Below are 20,910 nucleotides of genomic sequence, written 5' to 3' on the forward strand. Positions count from 1 at the left end.
ACTATAGACGGTCTATTCTACAAACTGGTATGCAATCAACTTCTACGGCTGCTTCAGAGCCTGCCCTTGCCCAACCGGCGCCCGTCCGACGCCTGATGTCCCTGGATGCCCTGCGGGGTTTCGACATGTTCTGGATTGCCGGAGGAGAAGAAATTTTTCACGTTTTAGCCAAAACCACCGGCTGGGCGTGGGCCTTTTTTATGGCCGAGCAGTTCACCCACGTCGAGTGGAACGGTTTTCGGCCTTATGATTGCATCTTTCCGCTCTTCCTGTTCATGGCGGGTGTTTCCACCCCGTTTGCCGTCGGAAGCCGGTTGGAACGGGGGGTTGCCAAAAGCGAACTGGCCCGAAAAATCATCACGCGCGGTCTGATTCTGGTGGTACTGGGCATCGTTTACAACAACGGTTTGTTCACCAAACCCATCAGCGACATGCGGTTTCCGAGCGTTCTGGCCCGGATCGGTCTGGCCGGGATGTTTGGTCAATTGATCTACCTGTATTTCCCGAATCCGAAGGTTCAATACGCCTGGTTTGCCGGGTTGCTGCTGGGCTACTGGGCTGCCATGAAACTCATTCCGGTACCGGGCTGCGGAGCGGGCATCTTAACGCTGGATTGCAGCCTGGCGGGCTACGTCGACCGGTCGGTGCTGCCGGGTCGTCTGTATCTCAAAGTGCATGATCCGGAGGGCCTGTTTTCCACCATTCCTGCCATCGCCACGGCCTTACTCGGCATTTTCTCCGGGAAATTGCTCCGCAGCGACGGCCCATCCGCCCACCGCGATCAGAAAACGCTGTGGCTGGTGCTGGGCGGCATCTCCTGTCTGGTGCTGGGCTATTGCTGGGGGCTGGTGTTCCCGATCAATAAAAACCTGTGGACCAGCTCGTTCACGCTCGTAGCCGGGGGCTGGAGCATCCTGATGCTGGCGTTGTTTTACTGGATTATCGACGTCCGGAAAGTAAGCGGCTGGGCGTTTTTCTTCACGGTGATCGGCATGAATTCCATCCTGATCTACATTGCCGGGGAGTTTATCGACTTCGACTACGCGGCCAAATTCTTTTTTGAAGGCATCCTCAGTTTCTTCTCCGAACCCATCCGGGCGGTGGGCGCCGTGCTGGCATTCCTGGCCGTGAAATGGGCGTTTCTGTATTTTCTGTACAAGAAGAAGGTGTTCTTGAGAGTATAAATAAGTTGTTTCGCAGAGTTAAGCGGAGAACATCAGAGTTTATCAGAGAGAAATAAACTCTGTGTAACTCTGATTTCCTCTGATCAACTCTGCGAAACAATCATTTCTTCTCCAGCAACCCCATCGACTTCAGCCAGCCTTCACAGGCCGCGGGCCAGTTTTCGATGGAGCCTTTGCCCTGCACCCGGAGCGCGTAGCCGTGGCCGCCTTTCGGGTAGATGTGCATTTCGGCGGGGACGTTGGCTTTGGTCAGTGCCAGGTAATAGTCGATGCTGTTTTCCACCGGCACGCCCTTGTCGTCCTGCGCATGGACCAGAAACGTTGGCGGGGTTTTGCCATTCACCTGCAATTCATTCGAATAATACGCAATCTGCTCCTGGCTGGGCGTTTTGCCAATCAATTTCTCCCGTGAACCGCCGTGCGCTTTGGCCCCGAACGTCACCACCGGATACATCAGAATCGCGAAATTCGGCTTGGCGTCTTCGCTGGCGGTGGTGCCCCGGTGGTAATGGGTCGACAAAGTCGAAGCGAGGTGGCCCCCCGCCGAAAAACCGATCACGCCCAGCCGGTCGGTATTGACATTCCATTTGGTCGCATGTTGGCGGATCAGCTTCATGGCCTGCATGGCATCGGCCAGCGGCACTTCGTGTTTGTTCGTCTGCGTCCGGTCGTCGGGCAGGCGGTGTTTCAGCACAAAAGCCGCCATACCGCGTTCGTTGAACCATTTCGCCATTTCTTCGCCTTCGTGTCCGTAGGCCAGTAGGCTGTACCCTCCACCCGGAATGACCAGAATGGCCGCTCCGGTGGCCTTGTCTTTCGGCGGCAGAAAGGCCGCGATTGTCGGGACTTTCACATCGCTGATTCGTAAAATACCGTCTTTGCCCAGCTCCGATTTTTCCTGAACGGCCTCGTTCGGTATCGCATTTGGAATTTGGTTTTTGGGCCAGAGGTCAACGGTTTCCGGTTTTTGAGCCATCGCAGAAGTTGCCAGTAAGAGCGTCGCTGAAAGCAGCGTTAGGGTGAAATTCATAATGGATTTAGGAAGTAGTGTCACCGCATCCGGCGACCGGTTTTTATTATTTTGGCTCGAAAGTAGCGACTTTCCCTTTCAAATACCCAATCACCACCTCCAGCCCCTTCTGATAGTGCAGGTTGTTGGGAATGACAATATCCGCCATCGCTTTGTGCGGTTTGATAAATTCCTGGTAGGTCGGACGGACGTGGTAGTCCCACTGGTGTTTGATCATTTCGGGTGTCAGGGCACGTTCGGCCTGGTCGCGCACCATCCGCCGTTCGTATTTAATCTTGTTTTTGGCGTCGATAAATACCTTCAAATCAAGCTGTTCCGCCACTTCGTCAAAGTGAAAAGCAAAAATTCCTTCCACTACAATGATGGGCGTTGGTTTGAAGATCAGCTTCTGGGGAACCACATTCGGATTGTTGAACGTGTACTCCATCGTTTCGACCACTTTTCCTTCGTGAAGTTGCCGGATGTGCCAGGCAAACCGCAGGTGATCAATGGTTTGCGGCAAATCGAAATTGTGCACCCCAATGTCATCACGCGGAATCTGATCCAGTGGTTTGTAATAATTATCCTGCGAAATCAGGCAGATTTCGTCTTCCGAAAACGCGGAGATCAGTCCTTTCAAAAACGATGTCTTTCCCGATGCGCTCCCGCCCGTGATCCCGACAATGAATGGTTTGGTGGTCATTCTACAAAAATAAAACGTTGAAACCACAATTACCGCACGACGGCCAATTTCCCCGCCAATCCTTCTTTTCCATCCGGCGAAACCGCAAACACAAAATAGACCCCGGTTTCGGCGGATCGGCCCCGGTAGTCGCGCAGGTTCCAGGTGGCGGTTCCGCCCTGCGATCGGGTTTCGTATACCAGTTGCCCCCCCGCATCCATGATTTTGACCACGGTATTTTCGACCAGCCCCCGAATGCTGACCAACCCGCCGAAATCGGGCCGGACCGGGTTCGGAAAAACCGTGATGCCCGCAAAAACCGGGGCGGGTTCGCTGGCCGTTCCGCCGTATGAAACCAGGCCGTTGGGCGTAGCGATAAACACCTCGCCACGCGTGGGTTCAATGGCAATATCGGTGATTTGGGAAGAAGGCAAGGGGCTGTTGTCGGCGGTAAAATTGTTGATCAAAACCGTCCCGTCCTCGTTGAAAAGATAGATTCCGTTGGTAGTTCCAATCCATTTCCGGTTACCGCCGTCGACCGCCAGCGCCGTCACCGACTCGCCACTGAGCAACCGCCGACGGTCGAAAACCGGCCGGTACGCGTTGACGGTTCCGGTAAAAACCGCTGCCGGATTATCAAAAACCGCCACGCCATTATCCGTTCCAATCCAGATCAGGCCGTCGCGGTCTTTCACCAGCGACCGAACGTTCCGATCCGGCAAATCGCCCTCGCCCGACTGGTTGTATAAAAGCCGGGTCCGGTTTGTTTTGGGATCAAAAACCTGCAAACCTCCGCCGTTGTAGGCACTCAGGCGCATCCACAAAAAACCGTTGTCGTCCAGAATCAGTTGCTGACTATCGCCCCGCCCCGGAATGAATGATTCAAACGGCCCGGTTTTCCGCCGGACCTGAATCGTCGCTTTTCCGAAATCAAGCGTCGGTGTTGCCAGCCAGATGTCACCGTTTGGATCGACCGCCAGGCTGCTGATGGAGGCCAGCACCCGGTTCACGACTTCCGGCGAATTGGGGTTGCCGAACGACCACAATCCGCTCCCAAAACTGCCCAGATACGTCCGCTGATCGGTCGGATTATAAGCGGCTGTGATGAAATCGGTGGGCAGTGATAACGCCTGAAAATTCTGCCAGCGCCCATCGCTGAACCGATCGAAGCCCCGACGGCGACGCAGCGGTTTCAGATCGTCGGAAAAACCGCCTGGCAACGCCAGTACCTGACCCGACGGGTCGGCAGCCAGCCGTTGGAAAACATCCGAAGCCGGACCGTCGGGACTAACGGACTGAACGGCGATGCCGGTAATGCGCAGCAATCCGGACAGTGAATCGGCCACCCAGAAACTTCCGGCGGCTTCGGCTATTTCCTTCGGCTCGCCCAGCAACGCGTTTTGCATCAGCGCGCCCGAGGCACGCTGGAGTTCGTCGGGCGCGGTGGCAATCCACTCGGTCGCCGTTGCCAGCAAACCGGTGATCGTCGGCAACGGTTTAACCACCGTCCAACGCCCGCCCTGCCGCTCGGCAACGCCCTGCCCCGGCCAGGCCACATACAGGCGGTTGTTGACGCCTGCTACGGATTGAACGGAAGCACCAGACGGCAGGGAGACGGTTTTCCAGTTGCCAAAAAATGCCAGATTGACCGTTGGCGCGAATCGGGCCGCCAGCAGTCCGCGCGAGGTGGCTGCGTAAATGGAATCATTCGCCAGAGCCGTGGCATGCACCACCACCGGCGTTCCGTTCGGGCCAATATTTCGGTAGGTATCGCGGATTTCCGATTTGACAACATCCAGCACCACAATCCCGAAATCGCAGGCCAGGTAGGCGTCGTTGCCGGTGCGGGACACGTGGTTGATGCGTTTGCTGCCGGGGATCTGCGTGGCGTCGCGTATAAGGGTAATCGTAGTCAGGGTTCCGGGTTCGCCGGAATCGCTAACGGACAGCAGGTCGATGGTGCCGCTGCGGTACCCAACCAGCAACCGTTTCTGGTCCGTTGCATAAAATAACTGACTGACGCCGGTTTCGCTAAATCCGTCATCCCGACTCAGCCGCGTGGCTTCATTCGCCACCGGATCGAAGTAAAAAAAACCATTCTCCGACGCGCAGTAGATTTTGCTCTGAACAGCCGCCAGCGTCTGGGCAGAAAGAAAACTGGGGTGGGAATGCCAGGTGCCGGGCTGCGCCTTCGCGAAGGGAGCCGTGAATACTAAACAATGAATAAACAGTATTAAATATCGAACCTTGAATAACGAATAACGAATAACGAATGCCTGTCCTGAGCGGTTTTCCACCCCCACCACGCTCCCACCCTTCGCTATTCGATATTCAATATTCAATATTCGATATTCATTGATCATTATTCATTCGGAGTCGTCCGCGCTATTCATTACTACTGTCTTCATACACCCACTCCTTGCTAACCACCTGATCCCCCAGATTATAACACCGGCGGCAGCGGGCTTCGTAGCTGTCGGTTTCGCCCAATAATACCTTTTCTTTGGAATGATTCAGGCGGTAGGAATAGCTGGCGATGTCGCCACACACCACGCAAATGGCGTGGACTTTCGTGACGTACTCGGCAATGGCCATCAACTGCGGCATACAGCCGAACGGGTTACCTTCGAAGTCCATGTCCAGCCCGGCCAGAATGACGCGCTTTCCGTTGTCGGCCAGGTGGTTACACACCTCGATCAGCTCTTTATCATCAAAAAACTGGGCTTCGTCGATGCCCACCACCTCACTATCACCGGCCAGCGTCAGGATGTCGTGGGCCGTCTGGACGGGCTGCGAACGAACGGCATTGGCGTTGTGCGAAACGATGTTTTCTTCGTGATACCGCGTGTCGATCAACGGCTTGAAAATCACCACCTTCATCCGGGCGATCACGGCCCGGTTGATGCGCCGGATCAGTTCTTCGGTTTTTCCCGAAAACATGGAGCCGCAAATCACTTCAATCCAACCCGTGCGCAGGTGGGGCGGTTCACGCCGGCGGTTCGGTTCAATAAACATACGTTCGTAGCGTTGAATAGATTACTAATCTGGCACCTTTCTTGTAGTGGCCAAACTGGCTTTAACGAGAATTTCACCAATGTCTGATCGGAATATTCTAAGCGAAAACCATATCTTTACAAAGCAAAGATATTTTGATATGTCGAACAAGTTCAATGCCTCCTCCCTTACTGAATATTGCAAATCATACGCCCGAAAAGTGGCGGGTGATTTTTTTGCCCATCATACCGTCATCAGCGGGCAGGAACTCCTAAAACTAAGCCCCGTCAGTCAGGTCAATTTGTTCGTTATCAGCAGTCTGTCCGACAAATGGCGCAGCGATGCGGAGCGTTTTCGCAGTCCTTTTTTTGATTTTGAACACCCGGATGTCCGGCAGGCGATGCAGGTGTTTATGAATACCGTGTCGCAACACATTTCGGTGCGCCGGGAACATCTGGAGCCGCTGCTGACCGAAGCCACCCGCCGGACGCTGATTCTGCTGTTCGACCCGCGCCACTATTTCGACGAAGCCCTGCGGAACCAGCCCGATTTTTCCCTGACGGCCGAAGCCGCGCACCAACTGACCCGCTATACCCAGATCAACAAGTTTGTTCCGGCGGCTATTGAAGACCGCATGAAGGGAAAAAGCGTCGTTTACGTCAACCAGGCCCTGAACTGGCTCGATGAAATTTTGATGCAGCGAAGCCGCGAGCTGGAAAAACCGGAGAAATACATTCCGTTGTTTTCGGAAAAACTGCTGCTCGACCCCGTGGTTTTGCTCCGTAAATCCTCCTACGAGTTTTCGCCCCCGCAACCGACGCCAACGGCGAACAAGTCCTTTTTTGATACTGAAGTGGAGAATACCGTCGTTCCGGCAACGCCCGCCGTTCCACCACCCGTCAACGGTTCGGGCCTGACGGTTAATGGCACACCCCCGGATGACGATGCCCCGGTACAACCGCTTTTTCTGTCGGATTCAGGTTCTTCCGTTGAACCGCCCGCACCGTCGATGCAGCCCAGCCAGGCAACCGCCCATCTGACCGAAACGTCGACGCTCGAAGAAAGCCTGAAAGTGGATGCCGAAACGACCGGCCCGGCTACGGTTGGCGAAACCTTCTACCGCGCGCCCATCGAAAGCATCAGCAAAAGCATTTCGCTGAATCAGAAATTCATGTTTATCAATCAGTTGTTCAACGGCAATGCGGCTTCCTACAACGAAGCGATTGAAGAACTGAACCGCGCAACGAGCTACGATCAGGCCCGCGATCTGGTTTCATACCGGTATGCCGCCCAGTATCTGTGGGACATGAGCAGCGACGAAGTGGCGATGCTGGTCGACATTCTGAAACGACGGTTTGCGGTGTAATTACTGCGGTTCGACCTGGTAGCCTTCCTTTTTCAGCAACTCGATCAGCCCCTGCGGACCGGGCAAATGCAGTGCGCCCACAGCGACGAAAGTGGGCCGTGAAGCCATCAGGCCCGGTAAACGCTTCATCCAGTTGTGGTTGCGCTCATCAAGCAGGTAGGTCATGTTGCCGAACGTATTCCCGGATTTTTCGTTTAGTTTCCACATGCCCTGCAAATCCTGTTTCAGGTACAGTTCCGTCACGGATTTGCTCATGTCGTGCATCTCGTCCTTTTCCTTCACCATTTCCACCAGGTGCTGCGCCTGTTTTTCCACCGGATCGTGGTCGAACAAAAAAGCCATCTGTTCCTCCATCGTTTCGAGCGCACTGACGGTTTTCCGGCGTTTGCGACCGTCGCTGGCAAAATACAGATCGAGCGGCAAGCCCGTGAAGCTGTTGAGCGTATCGGACTCTTTCTGAACGTAGGCCAGGCTGAGCATGGTGGCCGTCACGATGGGTTTCATCTGGTTGAAAAGCGCCAGATCGTAGCCCGTTCCCTTCTTGAATTCGTCGGCCACAAGCTTGTAATCCGTTTGCGACAGCAGTTTGTCCAGGCTTTTGTCGAGCATCAGCCCCCGCATGGCCATCGACAGCATGGCCGACGAATCGACTTCGGTTTCGACCACCACGCCCTCCGCCCCTTCGTAGGCCGACTTGATTTTGGGATTCTGGTTCAGGTAGCTATCCTTCATAATGTGGTAGGTACCAAAGAGATATGACGGTTTTTTTAGCCCATTCCCCGATACCTTCCACAGCAGGGATTGCGAAAATGTGGTCGTGGAGACGAGAACCAGTAAAAAAGAAAGCGTTTTCATCAGTGTAAAAAATAGCGTATCAATAAATGGTCTGCTGTTTCATGGATCGAACGCCGAGGTACAGCAGTAAACCGACCGGGCCCAGCAGAAAACAGAACAGCAGACACGGAATCATCCAGCCGTGCGGTACTTTCCGGCGTTTGCTGTCGCGCAACATCCAGCTTCCCACCGTCAGATCGAACGCCAGGTAGTGAATCCAGCCGGCCAGCAAGGCGGCACCCTGGCTGAATAACGTTTTTATTCCCGCCAGCGTGCTAAACGATTGCCAATCCAGGCCACTATCTCCAAAAAAAAGATAATAGATGTAAAAAACCGCCAGCAGGGCCGGAATTGGAAGCATTTTGGTGAGCCAATCGGTGGGTGCCCAGCGGGGCGCAAAGAGCATCAGCAACCATTGCGGCAATACGAGTGTATTGACGATTTGAAAGACAGTATCGGTTGACATCAGTTTGGTGTTGACAGGACAAAGTATAGAAAGTTATTGATAGCAGAACAAAAACCGCCCCAATCTGCCGCGCCATTCAGAAAAATGATCGTACGTCGCAACCCGATCCGAAAGCGCCTTCCATTCATCACAGACGTTTTTTTTCTTTCCTAAAAATTTAGTTACTTACTAAATGGACGATCATTCTTCGTCTTATTTACAGGTTTTTTATCAACATTCTATGAAATCAAAACTATTTCATGTGAAAAGTGGCTTTCATGGGCTACTCTTTGTCCTTTTTCTGCTGGTCGGCCGGGAAATTCAGGCCCAAACTATGACGTATACCTTCCAGGGGAAGGTAACGACAAAAAACGATGGCAAGCCGATGCCCGGCGCAGCGGTAGGGGTCATTGGCACCACGTCCGGCGGCATTTCCGACCAAAATGGTGCCTATCGTTTTACGGCTAATTTAACCCCCGGCACCTACACGCTCCAGTTCAGTTCCATTGGTTACCAGACACAGCGGCAGAGCGTTACGCTCTCGCAGACTACCACCGTTTCGACCGACGGTAGCCTGGCCGATGATGCCCTGGGCCTCGACGAAGTGGTTGTTACCGGAACGTCCGGCGCCACCAGCCGGAAACAACTGGGTAATACCATTGCGACCGTGCAGGCCAAGGACCTGCAACTCTCAGCCGCCACCTCGATTGATCAGGCACTGGCGGGTAAAGTGTCCGGCGCGCAGATTACCCAGAACTCCGGGAACCCCGCCGGTGGCATCAGCGTGCGGCTGCGGGGTCCCAGCACCATCGTCGGCTCGTCCGATCCGCTCTACATTGTCGATGGCGTGATCGTCAACAACGATTCGCGGGAACTGATCGACTTGGGAGGTTACTCGCAAAACCGCCTGGTCGACATCAACCCGAACGACATCGAGCGCATCGAAATCATCAAAGGTGCGGCCGCAGCGGCCATTTACGGGTCGCGGGCCAACAACGGGGTCGTACAGATTTTCACCAAACGGGGCCAGGAAGGCCGCCCGACGATTACGTTTTCCACCCAGTTTCGGTTAAGTGACATTCGGAAAACGCTGCCTTACAACGAACACCCCGCTACGTTTGCCAACGCGACCGTAACGGACAAGACGCAGACGCCGGTTACGCGCTACGATCTCCAGAAAGACATTTTCCGAACCGCCACCGGCCACGAGCAATACCTGTCGGTTTCGGGTGGAACGCCCACGACCCAGTATTTTTTCTCCGGGTCGCTGTTTGCCAATCAGGGCATTGTTCAGGGGTCGGATTTCAGCCGGGCTTCCAGCCGGATGCGCATTCAGCAGACGCTGACCAAGTGGGCGACGCTGAGCATCGGTTCGGCGTATACCTACAGCAACAGCAAGGAAATTCCGAATGGCGGGATCAACGAAGCCTACGGTGCGCTCACCGGTTTTATTTTCAGCAACAACTTCATCAATCCGCAACCCGATCCGGCCACGGGCGTTTATCCCTCGACGGCCCCGGTTTCGGTGGTGCGTCGCACGAACCCGCTGGAAGCCATTGCGCGCTTCGATTTCCGCCAGCGGACGAGCCGCTACATCGGTGATGCCCAGCTTAACCTGACGCCCCTGCCCGGTTTAGGCATCGACTTCACGTTCGGTCTGGATACGTATTCCCAACTGGCCACGGGCTACATTCCGCCCAACAACACGACGCCCTCGTACAACGCCGGGTATTCGCGCAAAAGCGAAGCGTCGATTTTGCAGTTGAACAACGACCTGAACATTCGCTACCAGGCCAGCCCCACCGAATGGCTGAAATCCACGACCGGCATCGGCGCTACCTTGCAATACGACCGCAGCTTCACGACGGGCATCACCGCCCAGCAGTTGGGCGTTTTCGGCCAGACCGTGAACAACGGGGCCAACATCCTCGCGGCCGAAAGCCGTACTGAACGGAGTTTCTTTGGCGTATTCGCGCAGCAAACCTTTGGTTTGTTCAACCGGTTTTTCGTGACAGCCGCCGGTCGGGTGGATGCCGCTTCGGTCTACGGGATCGACAACCGCTGGCAGTTTTACCCCAAGGTGAGCGGTTCGTACGTCGTGTCGGACGAATCGTTCTGGAAAAACTCGTCGCTGGCAAACGCCTTGCCGGACTTCAAAATTCGGGCGGCCTGGGGACAAGCGGGTAACCTGACGGCCATCGGTCCCTACGACCGGTTTACCAACTATTCGCCGGTTTCGGTGGGCGGACAGGTGGGCTATGCTGCTCCCGCGCAGTTGGGCAACTTCAGCGTGAAACCCGAACGGCAAACTGAACTCGAAATCGGAACGGATTTCAGTCTGGCCAAAAACCGCATCGGCGTGGAGTTTACCTATTACCACAAGGAGGTGAAGGATTTGATTCTAAACCGCACGCTGTCGCCGAGCAGTGGCTACAACAACCGGTTTGTCAACATCGGTACCATGACCAACCGCGGTTTTGAAGTGCTGGTGCGGGCGATTCCTGTTGAGACGAAAAACGTTCGCTGGAACATTACCGCGACCTATACGCAGAATAAAAACGTGACCGACGGTGTCGAAGGCAACGGCGTGCTGCCTTTCGCGGGCGGTTTTGGGCAGGTGGCGGCCGTCAACGGCTACCCACTGGGCGCTTTTTACGCCACGTTTTTTGCCCGTAATCCCGACGGAAGCCTGTTGCTGACGCCGGGCGGTTTGCCCCAGCGCGAGCGGGGGATTCAGGGTGCCAACGGTACATACACCGTTCAACGGGCCGCAGACGGCCAGCCGAGCGGCACGATTTTGAGCAAGGTGATCGGTAACCCCAACCCGACCGCCATCTACTCGCTGATCAACGAAGTAGCGGTGGGATCGCGCTGGTCGTTCCGGATGCAGTGGGATGCCATGCAGAATTTCGACGTGTTCAACTTCACCAAGCGCGTGGGCGACCGCGATCTGTACGGCGGTTTGAAAGGCTACGAGCCCGAACTGCGCGGAGAAGTTCCGAAAGGCACGAGTGCTGCCCTGTTCAGTATTTTTGAAAACTGGATCGAAGACGGTTCGTTTGTCAAACTCCGGGAGTTGTCGGCAGCTTATACGGTGACTCCTAAATTCTGGGGCTTCCGCAACGTGCGGTTCAGCGTAGCGGGTCGCAACCTGCTGTCGATCGACAACTACAGCGGCTACGATCCGGAAACCAATGCGGCCGGTCAATCCAATGCCGTTCGGGGCTTCGACTTCGTGGAGGTTCCCATTCCGCGCACGCTGACGGTAGGCATCAACGCAACGTTTTAACGATTTTATCTGGTAAACCGGGGGCAGCTTCGGCGGTCTCCTGTTCTTTCCAATCCATTTGATATGAAGCCAACACGATTAATCATTTTCTTCGCTTTTCTGCTGCTGGCGGGCTGTAAGCTCGACATCACCAACCCCAACGGCCCCACCGACGCCCAGGTGCTCAGCACCCGCGACGGCATGATTACGCTCAGCATCGGGATGCGGCAGTTTTATTCGACTTCCGCGCTCGAATCGCTGCTGCTGGCCCCCGGCACCACCACGCGCGAAATCAAAGGAATTACGACCTTTACGAATATTCTGGAGCTGGAAGCGGGCGGTACGGGCCTGCCCACGTTCAACGGGAACGTGCTGGGCCTCTGGCTGCGGATGCTGCGGGTCATGGGCATGGCCGAGGATCTGATCGCCAATGCGCCCACGGTTTTAGCCAACGAACCGGCCCTTCGCAGTGGCATTGTCGCCCACGCCAATCTGTTCAAGGCAATGGCCCTCGGCGGACTCGCCACGGCTTTTGAGCAGGTGCCGCTGCAAACCAACAAAACCGGGTCTGTGACGTTCTCCGACCGCAAAGCCGCCCTGACCGAAGCCATCCGGCTGCTGGACGAAGCCGCTTCGCTCGTGGCAACCAACCCGCCAACGGCGACGTTCACCACCCAGGTAACGGGGGCCGATTTCGATCTGGTCAACACCATTCAGGCCTACCGGGCGCGGTATAATCTGGCGGCAGGCAATTACCCGGCGGCACTGGCCGCGGCCAATGCGGTGAATCTGACGGCTCGCTCGCAGTTTGTGTACAACACGCAAAGCCCGAATCCGATTTACCAGCAGGTGCAGATTTCGGCGAACTACGCGCCCCGGGCCACGCTGGGCTTACCGGCCACGCTGCTCGAAGCGGGCGACGGTCGGCTGGCGTTTTACCTGTCGACACCCGATAAAACCGTCAATGGCGAAGCCCTGAAAACGCTCAAAGGGTTTTTCGACGCCATCGACCGGCCCATTCCAGTGTATATGCCCGACGAGGTGCGGCTGATTCGGGCGGAAGCCCTGGTGCGCAGCAATGGCGACCTGAATGCCGCCGTAGCCGACATCAACGCCGTTCGGACGCAGCGAACCGGTGATCCGTTCGGGGTGTATCCCGGACTGGCTGCTTACGCCGGAGCCGTTACAGCGGAAGCGTTGTTAACGGAGATTTACAAGCAACGCGGAACCGAACTGTTCCTGACCGGGCTGCGGCTCGAAGACAGCCGCCGGTTTGGACGCCCCGCCCCGCCGACCAGTCTGACGGAACGCAACCGGAATTTCTACCCGTATCCCGACCAGGAGCGGTTAACGAATCCGAATACCCCCGCTGATCCGGCGATTTGATATGAAATTGGTTTATTCCTGCCGGTATTCAAAATTGAACACCGGCAGGAATAAATATTTTGCTCGAATTAAATTACCAGCCCAAACCGATGACGGCGTTGACGCGGAGAGCAAGGCTGGGCTGATACGTATTTTTATAAAAGTCCCCGAGTGCACGACCCGGCCCGTAAACATGGTTTTTCTCCCGTTTTGGAATAGTGATTTCTGGTCCAACATTGAGATCGACAAAACCCCGTCGCCCGATCCGGCGTTGAAATCCCCACATGGCTGAAAGCAGTGGTGCGCCATACGCCCCCCCCTATATCATAATTATTCGTCCCTGCGGATGATCCAGTTTTTGTATCATAGCGGTGTTCGATGACTCGAACCGAAAGCGCCCGAGTATATTGAATACCAATGTAGTTTCCCGAGAAATTATTGGCCGCTTTTCCTTCCCGGATGCGTTTTGCCATATCGTAATAAAACCGAGTTCCTACTTTGGCATAAACAAATCCTCTGAACATTCTATCGGTATCAATATAAGTTCCATTATTATAATAAGGCACCGCAAATTGATCATACTTATTGTACCGAAGCATAAAATCAAACCCAGCCATCACCGAAAAAGAAGGCGTTATTTTCCGTTCCACCGATACATCCGCGTTCAGACCAATTCGGAATGAAGGCCTTCCCGTAAAATCCCGATCCCCGGCATTCGGCCAGAATCCCAGTTTGAACAGCGTTTTCTCCTCCACATTGGCCCGTGTGATGTAGCGATAAAACCGCTTGAGTTCGCTGGTGGTGATCGTGCTGTCTTCCTGAGAATAGGTCGTTTGCTGGGCGAAAACGGAAGATAATCCCCAAAACATCGCAAAAGTAAAAACGGCAATCGCCTTCATATCCAATTTGTTTAGTATTTCTGTCAACCTCTTTTACTTCGCCAGCGTCACCCCGCCCACGCTTGGCTGAATGACCATTGGGCTGTATGAATTCGTTACGGAAATGATGCCTTTACTACCACTGGATGAATACCGAAAGCGTCGCTTGTGGGCACTCAGGTGTCCGCTGTAGAGTTCCGGCACCTGAATCGTCGAAAACGTCGTTTCGATCTCATACTGAAAATCGTCCAGCCGTTTGGGATACAGAAAAACCTCGGTGCGGGCGGCCTGAACGGTCAGGGCCGTCAGGCTGGTGACGGGCTGAATCGAGAGTTTGCCATACCGGCTTTGAATGGTGCCGTTGCCGCTCAGGTCGCGGAGGGTGATTTCGGCTTTTTCGGCTTTGATGGTGAAAAAACCGCCCAGCTCCGTCGCATCGATGTCGCCATAGTCGGAGATAACCGTTGTTTTTCCGTTCAGGCTGAAAAGAGAGAGTTTACCAAATTCCATCTTCAAACTCGTGTCGCCAGCCAGATCGCTGAGAATCACGTCGCCGAAGGTATTCTGGAGGCTTACGGCGCAGCGCGTCGGCACCCAGATTTCATAAACCGCCTTCAGATTGCCCTTGATCGCGCCCGCCCGCTGCGGAATCGTGAAGCGGTTGGAAAGATCGATGACGTTGTTGCGGGTTTGAATGTCGTAGTTCAGGTACCCCAGTTCGCGTTCGGCCACCTCGCGCTCCGGGTGTTTGGCAATCAGTTTCAGCCGCACCAGCACCGTTGTTTTGCTCCAGCCTTTGATCGTAATGTCGGCTTTCTGGGCCGTCAGGTTCACGCGCTGGCCGACGCTGTAGGGCAGTTCTTTTTCCACGGTTTTCGTCACCACCTGCAGCCGGGTTTGGGCCAGGGTGGAAATCGTCACGAAAGTCAGTAGAAAAAGCAGCGTTTTCATATCGTTAAAATCCGGACGAGTTCTTTGGTCACCTCAGCGCGTTCGTTTTCAATCTTGATCTGGGCCTGCACCAGCGCCGGGTCGTTGCCAAACACCAGCAATTCCTGCTCAACGGCTTCTTTCCGGCTGCTCAGTTCGTTCAGGTGCTGTTTCAGTTCCTTCACTTCCGGTTTCTGACACACAACGGTTTGCTGCGCACACTGCTCGTCAATAAAACGTTCAACTTTCTGATCAGCAGCCGATTGCAGCGGCTCCGACGCCACCGTCAATTCCGTTTCAACGACTTCGGTTTGGTAGCTAATCGTCACTTTTTCGTCGGAAGCCGGTCGCACAACCAGCCAGGCTCCCGTCACTACCGCAGCGGCTGCGGCTGCCCACCTGAATGAATACTTCCAGAGCGCCCGAACCACCGGTTTTTCCAGTTGCCCGGCAATCTGTTCCCAGGCATCGGCTTTCGGGTCAAAAACCGGCAAGTCGTCCAGCGCCCGGTCAATCGTTGCATCCGCCCGCAAATCCGCGTCGATCCGATCCCACAGATCGGGCCGGGGTTCGTGTTCGGGCAGTTGTTGCAGTGCTTTCGTCCAGTTCATCGTCACCTGAATTCAGATAGCTTTTTTCGCAATAATTTCCGGGCGTAGCTGACCTGCGATTTGGAAGTTCCTTCCGAAATGTTCAACATGGCCGCAATTTCGTGGTGTTTATACCCTTCGACTTCGGCCAGCACAAAAACCGCCCTGGCGCCGTCGGGCAACGACCGAATGGCTGCATCCAGAACCGCCCCGGTGATCGTGTCCGGCACCTCAACGGGCTGATCGTGAAACTGTTCGTCGAGGGTTTCAAACCGCCATTCGAGTTGCTGTTTTCGCAGCGCCTGCCGAACCACAATTGTTTTGATCCAGGCTCCCAGCGTCGACTGAAACCGGAACGAGTCCAGATGCCGGAACACCTCCACAAAGGCATCCTGCAAGGCATCATTGGCGTGGTCGTTGTCGTTCAAAATCCGCAGGGCCACCGAAAACATCGCCCGTTTATACCGCTCGAACAACAGCCGTTGCGCCATCCGCTGCGCCACAGGCCGATCCTTTCGCAGACAGAAGTCAACGAGTTCACTTTCCGATATATCGGGCGTCAGCGTCAAAGGAGCCAGGCTTGGGTTGAACGTTCAACCTAAAGGGCAGAAAAGAAGGGAAAAGGTTGGAAAGGGAGGGGAAATAATGTAAAATGGAATGTAAAATGAGTAATGCAAAATGGGGAATGTAAACGTGAATCAGGACTTTCGCTTTTATCCCTAACTTCCCCAACGTCGGCCCCACCTGAAGGTTACGCCAGTAGGTTTTGACCTTGAAAAGACATAAGTTCCTGAGCCGCACGGGAAAGAACCAGACTCAGCACAAGCCCGAAGGGCTGCCCTGTGGATAACCACGGATGCAATCCGGGGACGGGACAGTGAGCTGAGGGGGTTGACTCAGGCCCTGACCGACTCAACCCTTTCCGGGTTAGCATGGTTGGCTTCATACGTCCGCCTAGCCCCGGATGCAATCCGGGGTTATCAGATTGGCAGCCCTTCGGGCTTTTTAGGTATCATTTTACATTCCTTTTTTACATTTCTATCCGTATCACCTGCCCTTTTTCGCTTTCCGTCACCACCAGGCCGAGTCGTCCGGTGGGGTCGAAGGCGCAGTTGGTGGGGTTTTCGCCGGGGAGTGGGAGCGTATCCACGAAAACACCGGTGGGCTTGTAGATCCGGAGGCACCTACCGCCGTAAATGGCCGCATAGAGGAGATTATCCGGCCCCAGCGTCAACCCATCGGGGCCGAAACCGTCCGGACCGGTTTCGGCCCAAACCGTCGGATTGATCCAGTTCAGACCAACGGAATCCCAGCGACCGGCCCAGATGCGCTTGCGCTGGGTTTCGGCCACGAGCAGGGTTCGGCCATTCGGCAAAAAGGCCAGGCCATTGGGGTAGAATAGTTTTTCGGAGATTTTTTTCACCTCGCCCACGGGTGAACACACGCAGACAGAACCCGGTTCGTCGTCGTCGGGCGAACCGGGACAGGTGAAAATCAGGTTGCCTTCCGGGTCGAAAATCAGGTCGTTGGGCCAGTTGAGCGGTTCGTCGGCAATGTGATCAACGATGGTTTCGGGCTCCTGATCGGGGTAATTGATGCAACGGATGGCGTGCAGACCCGAATCGCAGAACCACAGCCGGTCACGGTCATCGATATACAGACCATTCGGGCGGCTCCCAATGCCCACATGAACCCGACCGCTCGTTCCATCCGGTTTGAGCCAAAACAAGCTGGCTCCCTCCTGCTCGACACACCAGAACGTCCCGTCGGAGGTAAAGGCCGGACCTTCCGGGAATTGCAAACCGGTGGCAATAACATCCCTGTTTTTCATGGTTAGGAGCCGTGTTGATGAAATCGTGTAGCTGCTAAACACGAAAACCGTCAATCTGGTTAACGGAGAATGTTAAATATAAAAGTGTTTGTAGTGCTTCACTACTTTTACATTCAACATTCATCATTTTTCATTTATGATTCCTTTTTAGTATTTTCATTCGGCTATTGATCAATCCTTAACCCCTTCCTTATCATGTGCCGGTTCTTGCTTTTTCTCCTTTTGATTGCTGCAGCCTGTTCGCCCGGCCCGCGAAAGGGCTTGCAGATGGAGCCCAACCAACTTTTGCGCCAAAGCAGTGATCTCTACCGCACCGAACCCAGCCAGCCCATCAAATCCGTCGGGGCCACTTTCCTGAGTGGCCAGCAGGTCGTCATTCGTTACCCCGACGGGCGGACCGAAAAAGTACCCAGAGCATCGGTTTGGGGGTATAGCAACAAAAAAGGGAAGATTTATCGCATCTACGGAAAGACAGAGTACGAAGTCGTTACCGTGGGCGACGTGATTACGTACGAACAGCAATCGACACGCAATACGATAGTCGGGAGCCAGACGACGATTACAACCGTTATCGAAACGTTTTATAGCAAAACCCTCGACAGCAAAATCTTTAGTAGCCGCAAAAAAGCGTTAAACGATCGGGGTAGCTCATAGACCGGCGAACGGTTTTTTCCGGAACTTCTTGATGCGGTGAAACGTCAGGAAGTTGGCATCGTGGTTGTTGTGCGCCCCGCCCAGACCGTCATCATATGCCGTGCGTGAGAGCAGAATGATGTCTTTTCCTTCAAACAGCCAGTCGACGTACTGAAAACCGTGTTTGGCAACGTCGGGGTGCTGCAACACAACTTGCCGCAGTTCCCAGGTCTTCAAGTCTTTCGAGCTGCACAATGCCTGCGTATTCCGCAAACTGGCCGGATTTTTCCCAGCATTGGCCTGCTTGAACGCCTGCGGAATGTAATTCGTCAGCGTCCAGTAGAGCTTTGATGTCGGATCATACCGAATCGTGAATTTCTTGCTGCCACCGGGGAACGGCACAAAACCGGTACCGACATCGAAGCTGGCGGTTTTGCCATCCGTACTGATGCGCACGAAAGCGGCCTTTTCGTCCAGCGAGACTTTATGATCGACGCGCAGAATATCCAGCATTTCACCGTTCGGACTCAACACCGCATTGCCTTCAATCCAGCCGCCAAAACCGTTGTTCAGGTAGGTCGAATCGTGCCGCAACACGTTGCTGCTGGTCCAGTTAGCAGCTTTCATCGGGTCGGCTTCCAGCGGCATCGACAGCATGAACGCGCCGTAGCGTTTGCCCCACTTTTTGATGGGCCCCATCGCGTCTTCCATCGCCCGCCAGAGTCGTCCGTCGTGTTCGAGAAACGGCACCGGGGCGCAGTGGTACTCGCCCGCCAGCAACAGGCCGTTTTCGCCATCGGTCGGGCTGGTCCAGGTGACGCCGTTGTCGTCGGATTTTCGGATGATCGTGTTGCCGTGGTGTTTGTCGGTGCCAAAGAAATACAGACCGTTGCGGTGGACGTAGAGTTTTGACCAGAACTGCCCGTTGATTTCCGCGATCTGCGTCCAGGTTTTGCCCTTGTCGGTCGAGCGGTAAATGCGCGAATTCGGTTTAACGAACTCATTGGACTGGGGGCCAAACAGGTCGTGAGACGCCAGATAATCGCCGTTGGGCAACACGCACAGGCTGGGCGAACCGATATACAGCCCGGAAGACGCCGGGCTGTGGGCAACGATCACTCCCGGCACCCGGGAGAAGTCGGGCGTTTGCCCAACTCCGTTCCCAGGCCACGAAAGGAAAAGAATGCTATAGAAAAGAAGGGTTTTGATCCTGCTGGTAGTCATGTACCAGAAAGGCCCGAAGACCGGTTTTTTACTTAGCGGGTGCGTCGGTCTTTTCGAGACGAATCACCTGCCGGTCGGCCAGCAACCGTTCCCGTAGTTTGGGGTACGAAACCTGTTGAACGGCTACGCGTTTTTCATTCGCCAGCACGGCCGCCGTGCCACAGGCCTGCCCCAGGGCCATAAAGGTAAATTCGATCCGAATGGCTCCGTAAGCAATGTGGCTGGATGATGGACAGGAAGCCGACAGCAAATTGGTGCATTGCGAGGCTTTGGGCACCAGGGCCCGGTATGAAATGGGTAACGGTTGCCACTCATGGCCGCCAAACACAAATCCTTCATTGTAGGCATAGCCCTCTTTTACGAGGGTACGAACATTGTGTACGTCGGGAGGCCAATAGGCCAGGGCCACCGGGTCTTCAACCGGCGTCGGGTTGTCTTGTTTGACATGGTGTTCCGTAATCACATAGTCGGATACCATCCGGCGGGCATCGCGTACGTAGAATACCCGGGGCCAGCCGCCATTGTCGGTGAATTCATCCCTGGCGAGTCCCCACTGCGACCAGGTTTTTTGCAGATCGGGGTCCAGTCGGCCAATTTCGGGATCCGTAGCTAAAAAATAGAAAAGTCCCAGCGTGTGATGCCGGTGGAAATCAATGATCTCCTTTCGTTTTTGGTACGTTCCACCCGGATACGCATAATTCATCCCGTTCAGGTTGTGCGATACGTCCCGGCCCCCGTTAAAATCCGTCTTCTGATTTGGGATATTCGCACCCGGACGATACAACCTTCCGCCCGCTTTCAGATACCGTTCGAATAGTTCGTACTTCTTTCGGTCATAATCTGCCGGTTTCGGAAACGGGATTCGGTTCTCCGGCTTGTTGGTCAGACAGACTCTGAAACAATAGGCCTGGAGACGGTGGTCGCCTGAGCCAGGCTGTCCCAGCGGCTCGCCGGATACCCCATAAATCACCCCGCTGGAGGGATCGCCCGGCACGTTGTACGGGTCTACCTTCACCGCAAACTGGTTGTGGTCCGTGACGGCCCGAATGCCGTTTTTGGTTTCGTTATAAACACTGTTGGCTTCGCGCCCAATGGCCGTACTGACCCCGGCCCGATCCAGCAAATCGCCCTCCAATGTCGCATCAATGAACGTTTTTCCGCGATACGTTTTTCCGTTCGTGAGTTTGATTTGCTGGATGGCTGTGCCTTTTTTCGAGACAGCCCCCGGTGTTTCCAGCAACTGGCTTTCATACACCACGACAATCTTATGCTCGGCGACCCAGTTCTTGATTACCTGCTCGGCCACGTGCGGTTCGAAGCGCCAGATGTCTGCTTTTTTGGTTCTGGAACGCAGCACCTCTTCAAATTCATCGCTACGGCCATAGACTTTGACAATCCGCCGGTAAAATTCAAGGGCCAGGCCCCCAACGGCAGGGCTATTCTGAAAATCTTTTTGATTGTCGATATCCGTTCCGCCCAGCCCTTCGACCATGATGCCCCCCAGATGCTTACCCGGTTCCAATACGACCACCGACTGGCCCATACGCGCTACCTGAATAGCTGCCATGACCCCCGCTGGTGTTCCGCCATACACGACGACATCATAGGTTTGTTGGGCCTGGGCCTTCCAGGAAAGCAGGAAAACCAGGAATAAAAGTTGTTTTCGAAAAGTCATTG

18 protein-coding genes are annotated in these 20,910 nt (G+C 54.8%); 5 read left to right on the plus strand and 13 right to left on the minus strand.

What is annotated here, in order from left to right; all coding sequences use genetic code 11:
* Positions 1 to 29: 29 nt before the first annotated feature.
* The gene (locus F0P93_RS27580; RefSeq protein ID WP_150881011.1) at positions 30 to 1,184 is read left to right on the plus strand and encodes an acyltransferase family protein; all 1,155 of its coding nucleotides are present in this window, start codon (positions 30 to 32) and stop codon (positions 1,182 to 1,184) included.
* Between the two features lie 100 nt (positions 1,185 to 1,284).
* On the opposite strand, the gene F0P93_RS27585 is transcribed toward F0P93_RS27580, so the two are convergent.
* Genes F0P93_RS27585 through F0P93_RS27600 form a run of 4 tightly spaced genes read right to left on the minus strand, consistent with a single transcriptional unit; the run spans position 1,285 to position 5,890 of the window.
* A complete protein-coding gene (locus tag F0P93_RS27585) occupies positions 1,285 to 2,214 on the minus strand; it encodes an alpha/beta hydrolase (RefSeq protein WP_150881012.1) in 930 nt (309 codons plus the stop codon).
* A gap of 46 nt (positions 2,215 to 2,260) precedes the next feature.
* A complete protein-coding gene (locus tag F0P93_RS27590) occupies positions 2,261 to 2,896 on the minus strand; it encodes a uridine kinase family protein (RefSeq protein ID WP_150881014.1) in 636 nt (211 codons plus the stop codon).
* Between the two features lie 29 nt (positions 2,897 to 2,925).
* Complete coding sequence (gene porZ / locus F0P93_RS27595) at positions 2,926 to 5,217, minus strand: type IX secretion system anionic LPS delivery protein PorZ (RefSeq protein WP_191908939.1); 2,292 nt, start codon at positions 5,215 to 5,217, stop codon at positions 2,926 to 2,928.
* A 43-nt stretch (positions 5,218 to 5,260) separates the two neighbouring features.
* Positions 5,261 to 5,890, minus strand: coding sequence for a thymidine kinase (locus tag F0P93_RS27600; protein WP_150881018.1), 630 nt, complete (start codon positions 5,888 to 5,890; stop codon positions 5,261 to 5,263).
* Between the two features lie 139 nt (positions 5,891 to 6,029).
* On the opposite strand from F0P93_RS27600, the gene F0P93_RS27605 reads away from it, so the two are divergent.
* Entirely contained in the window at positions 6,030 to 7,235 is a 1,206-nt protein-coding gene (locus F0P93_RS27605) for a DUF8457 domain-containing protein (RefSeq protein ID WP_150881020.1), read from the plus strand.
* Here F0P93_RS27605 and F0P93_RS27610 read toward each other — a convergent pair whose 3' ends face one another.
* The gene (locus tag F0P93_RS27610; RefSeq protein WP_150881022.1) at positions 7,236 to 8,090 is read right to left on the minus strand and encodes a TraB/GumN family protein; all 855 of its coding nucleotides are present in this window, start codon (positions 8,088 to 8,090) and stop codon (positions 7,236 to 7,238) included.
* 19 nt (positions 8,091 to 8,109) lie between these two features.
* A complete protein-coding gene (locus F0P93_RS27615) occupies positions 8,110 to 8,535 on the minus strand; it encodes an ABA4-like family protein (RefSeq protein WP_150881023.1) in 426 nt (141 codons plus the stop codon).
* Positions 8,536 to 8,755: 220 nt separating this feature from the next.
* On the opposite strand from F0P93_RS27615, the gene F0P93_RS27620 reads away from it, so the two are divergent.
* Both F0P93_RS27620 and F0P93_RS27625 read left to right on the plus strand, forming a co-directional pair.
* Positions 8,756 to 11,803 (plus strand): SusC/RagA family TonB-linked outer membrane protein, encoded by a 3,048-nt coding sequence (locus tag F0P93_RS27620; protein ID WP_150881025.1) that lies wholly within the window; start codon positions 8,756 to 8,758, stop codon positions 11,801 to 11,803.
* Positions 11,804 to 11,866: 63 nt separating this feature from the next.
* Complete coding sequence (locus F0P93_RS27625; protein WP_150881026.1) at positions 11,867 to 13,168, plus strand: RagB/SusD family nutrient uptake outer membrane protein; 1,302 nt, start codon at positions 11,867 to 11,869, stop codon at positions 13,166 to 13,168.
* Between the two features lie 134 nt (positions 13,169 to 13,302).
* Here F0P93_RS27625 and F0P93_RS27630 read toward each other — a convergent pair whose 3' ends face one another.
* The 5 genes from F0P93_RS27630 to F0P93_RS27650 form a co-directional block, all read right to left on the minus strand.
* Positions 13,303 to 14,046, minus strand: coding sequence for a hypothetical protein (locus tag F0P93_RS27630; protein ID WP_150881028.1), 744 nt, complete (start codon positions 14,044 to 14,046; stop codon positions 13,303 to 13,305).
* A 33-nt stretch (positions 14,047 to 14,079) separates the two neighbouring features.
* Positions 14,080 to 14,976, minus strand: a complete 897-nt coding sequence (locus tag F0P93_RS27635; RefSeq protein ID WP_150881030.1) for a hypothetical protein — start codon at positions 14,974 to 14,976, stop codon at positions 14,080 to 14,082.
* Complete coding sequence (locus F0P93_RS27640) at positions 14,973 to 15,566, minus strand: hypothetical protein (RefSeq protein ID WP_150881031.1); 594 nt, start codon at positions 15,564 to 15,566, stop codon at positions 14,973 to 14,975. Before F0P93_RS27640 ends, F0P93_RS27635 begins: the two co-directional genes overlap by 4 nt.
* A gap of 2 nt (positions 15,567 to 15,568) precedes the next feature.
* Positions 15,569 to 16,114 carry an RNA polymerase sigma factor gene (locus F0P93_RS27645; RefSeq protein WP_225309672.1) on the minus strand — a complete coding sequence of 182 codons (546 nt, stop codon included), beginning with the start codon at positions 16,112 to 16,114 and terminating at the stop codon, positions 15,569 to 15,571.
* A 461-nt stretch (positions 16,115 to 16,575) separates the two neighbouring features.
* The gene (locus tag F0P93_RS27650) at positions 16,576 to 17,376 is read right to left on the minus strand and encodes an SMP-30/gluconolactonase/LRE family protein (RefSeq protein WP_150881033.1); all 801 of its coding nucleotides are present in this window, start codon (positions 17,374 to 17,376) and stop codon (positions 16,576 to 16,578) included.
* Positions 17,377 to 17,571: 195 nt separating this feature from the next.
* On the opposite strand from F0P93_RS27650, the gene F0P93_RS27655 reads away from it, so the two are divergent.
* The gene (locus tag F0P93_RS27655) at positions 17,572 to 18,030 is read left to right on the plus strand and encodes a hypothetical protein (RefSeq protein WP_150881035.1); all 459 of its coding nucleotides are present in this window, start codon (positions 17,572 to 17,574) and stop codon (positions 18,028 to 18,030) included.
* On the opposite strand, the gene F0P93_RS27660 is transcribed toward F0P93_RS27655, so the two are convergent.
* Entirely contained in the window at positions 18,025 to 19,233 is a 1,209-nt protein-coding gene (locus F0P93_RS27660) for a sialidase family protein (protein ID WP_225309673.1), read from the minus strand. The genes F0P93_RS27655 and F0P93_RS27660 overlap by 6 nt on opposite strands.
* A gap of 28 nt (positions 19,234 to 19,261) precedes the next feature.
* Positions 19,262 to 20,908 (minus strand): FAD-dependent oxidoreductase, encoded by a 1,647-nt coding sequence (locus tag F0P93_RS27665; protein WP_150881037.1) that lies wholly within the window; start codon positions 20,906 to 20,908, stop codon positions 19,262 to 19,264.
* Positions 20,909 to 20,910: the final 2 nt, after the last annotated feature.

Source organism: Larkinella humicola (assembly GCF_008727875.1).
Taxonomy (GTDB): domain Bacteria; phylum Bacteroidota; class Bacteroidia; order Cytophagales; family Spirosomataceae; genus Larkinella; species Larkinella humicola.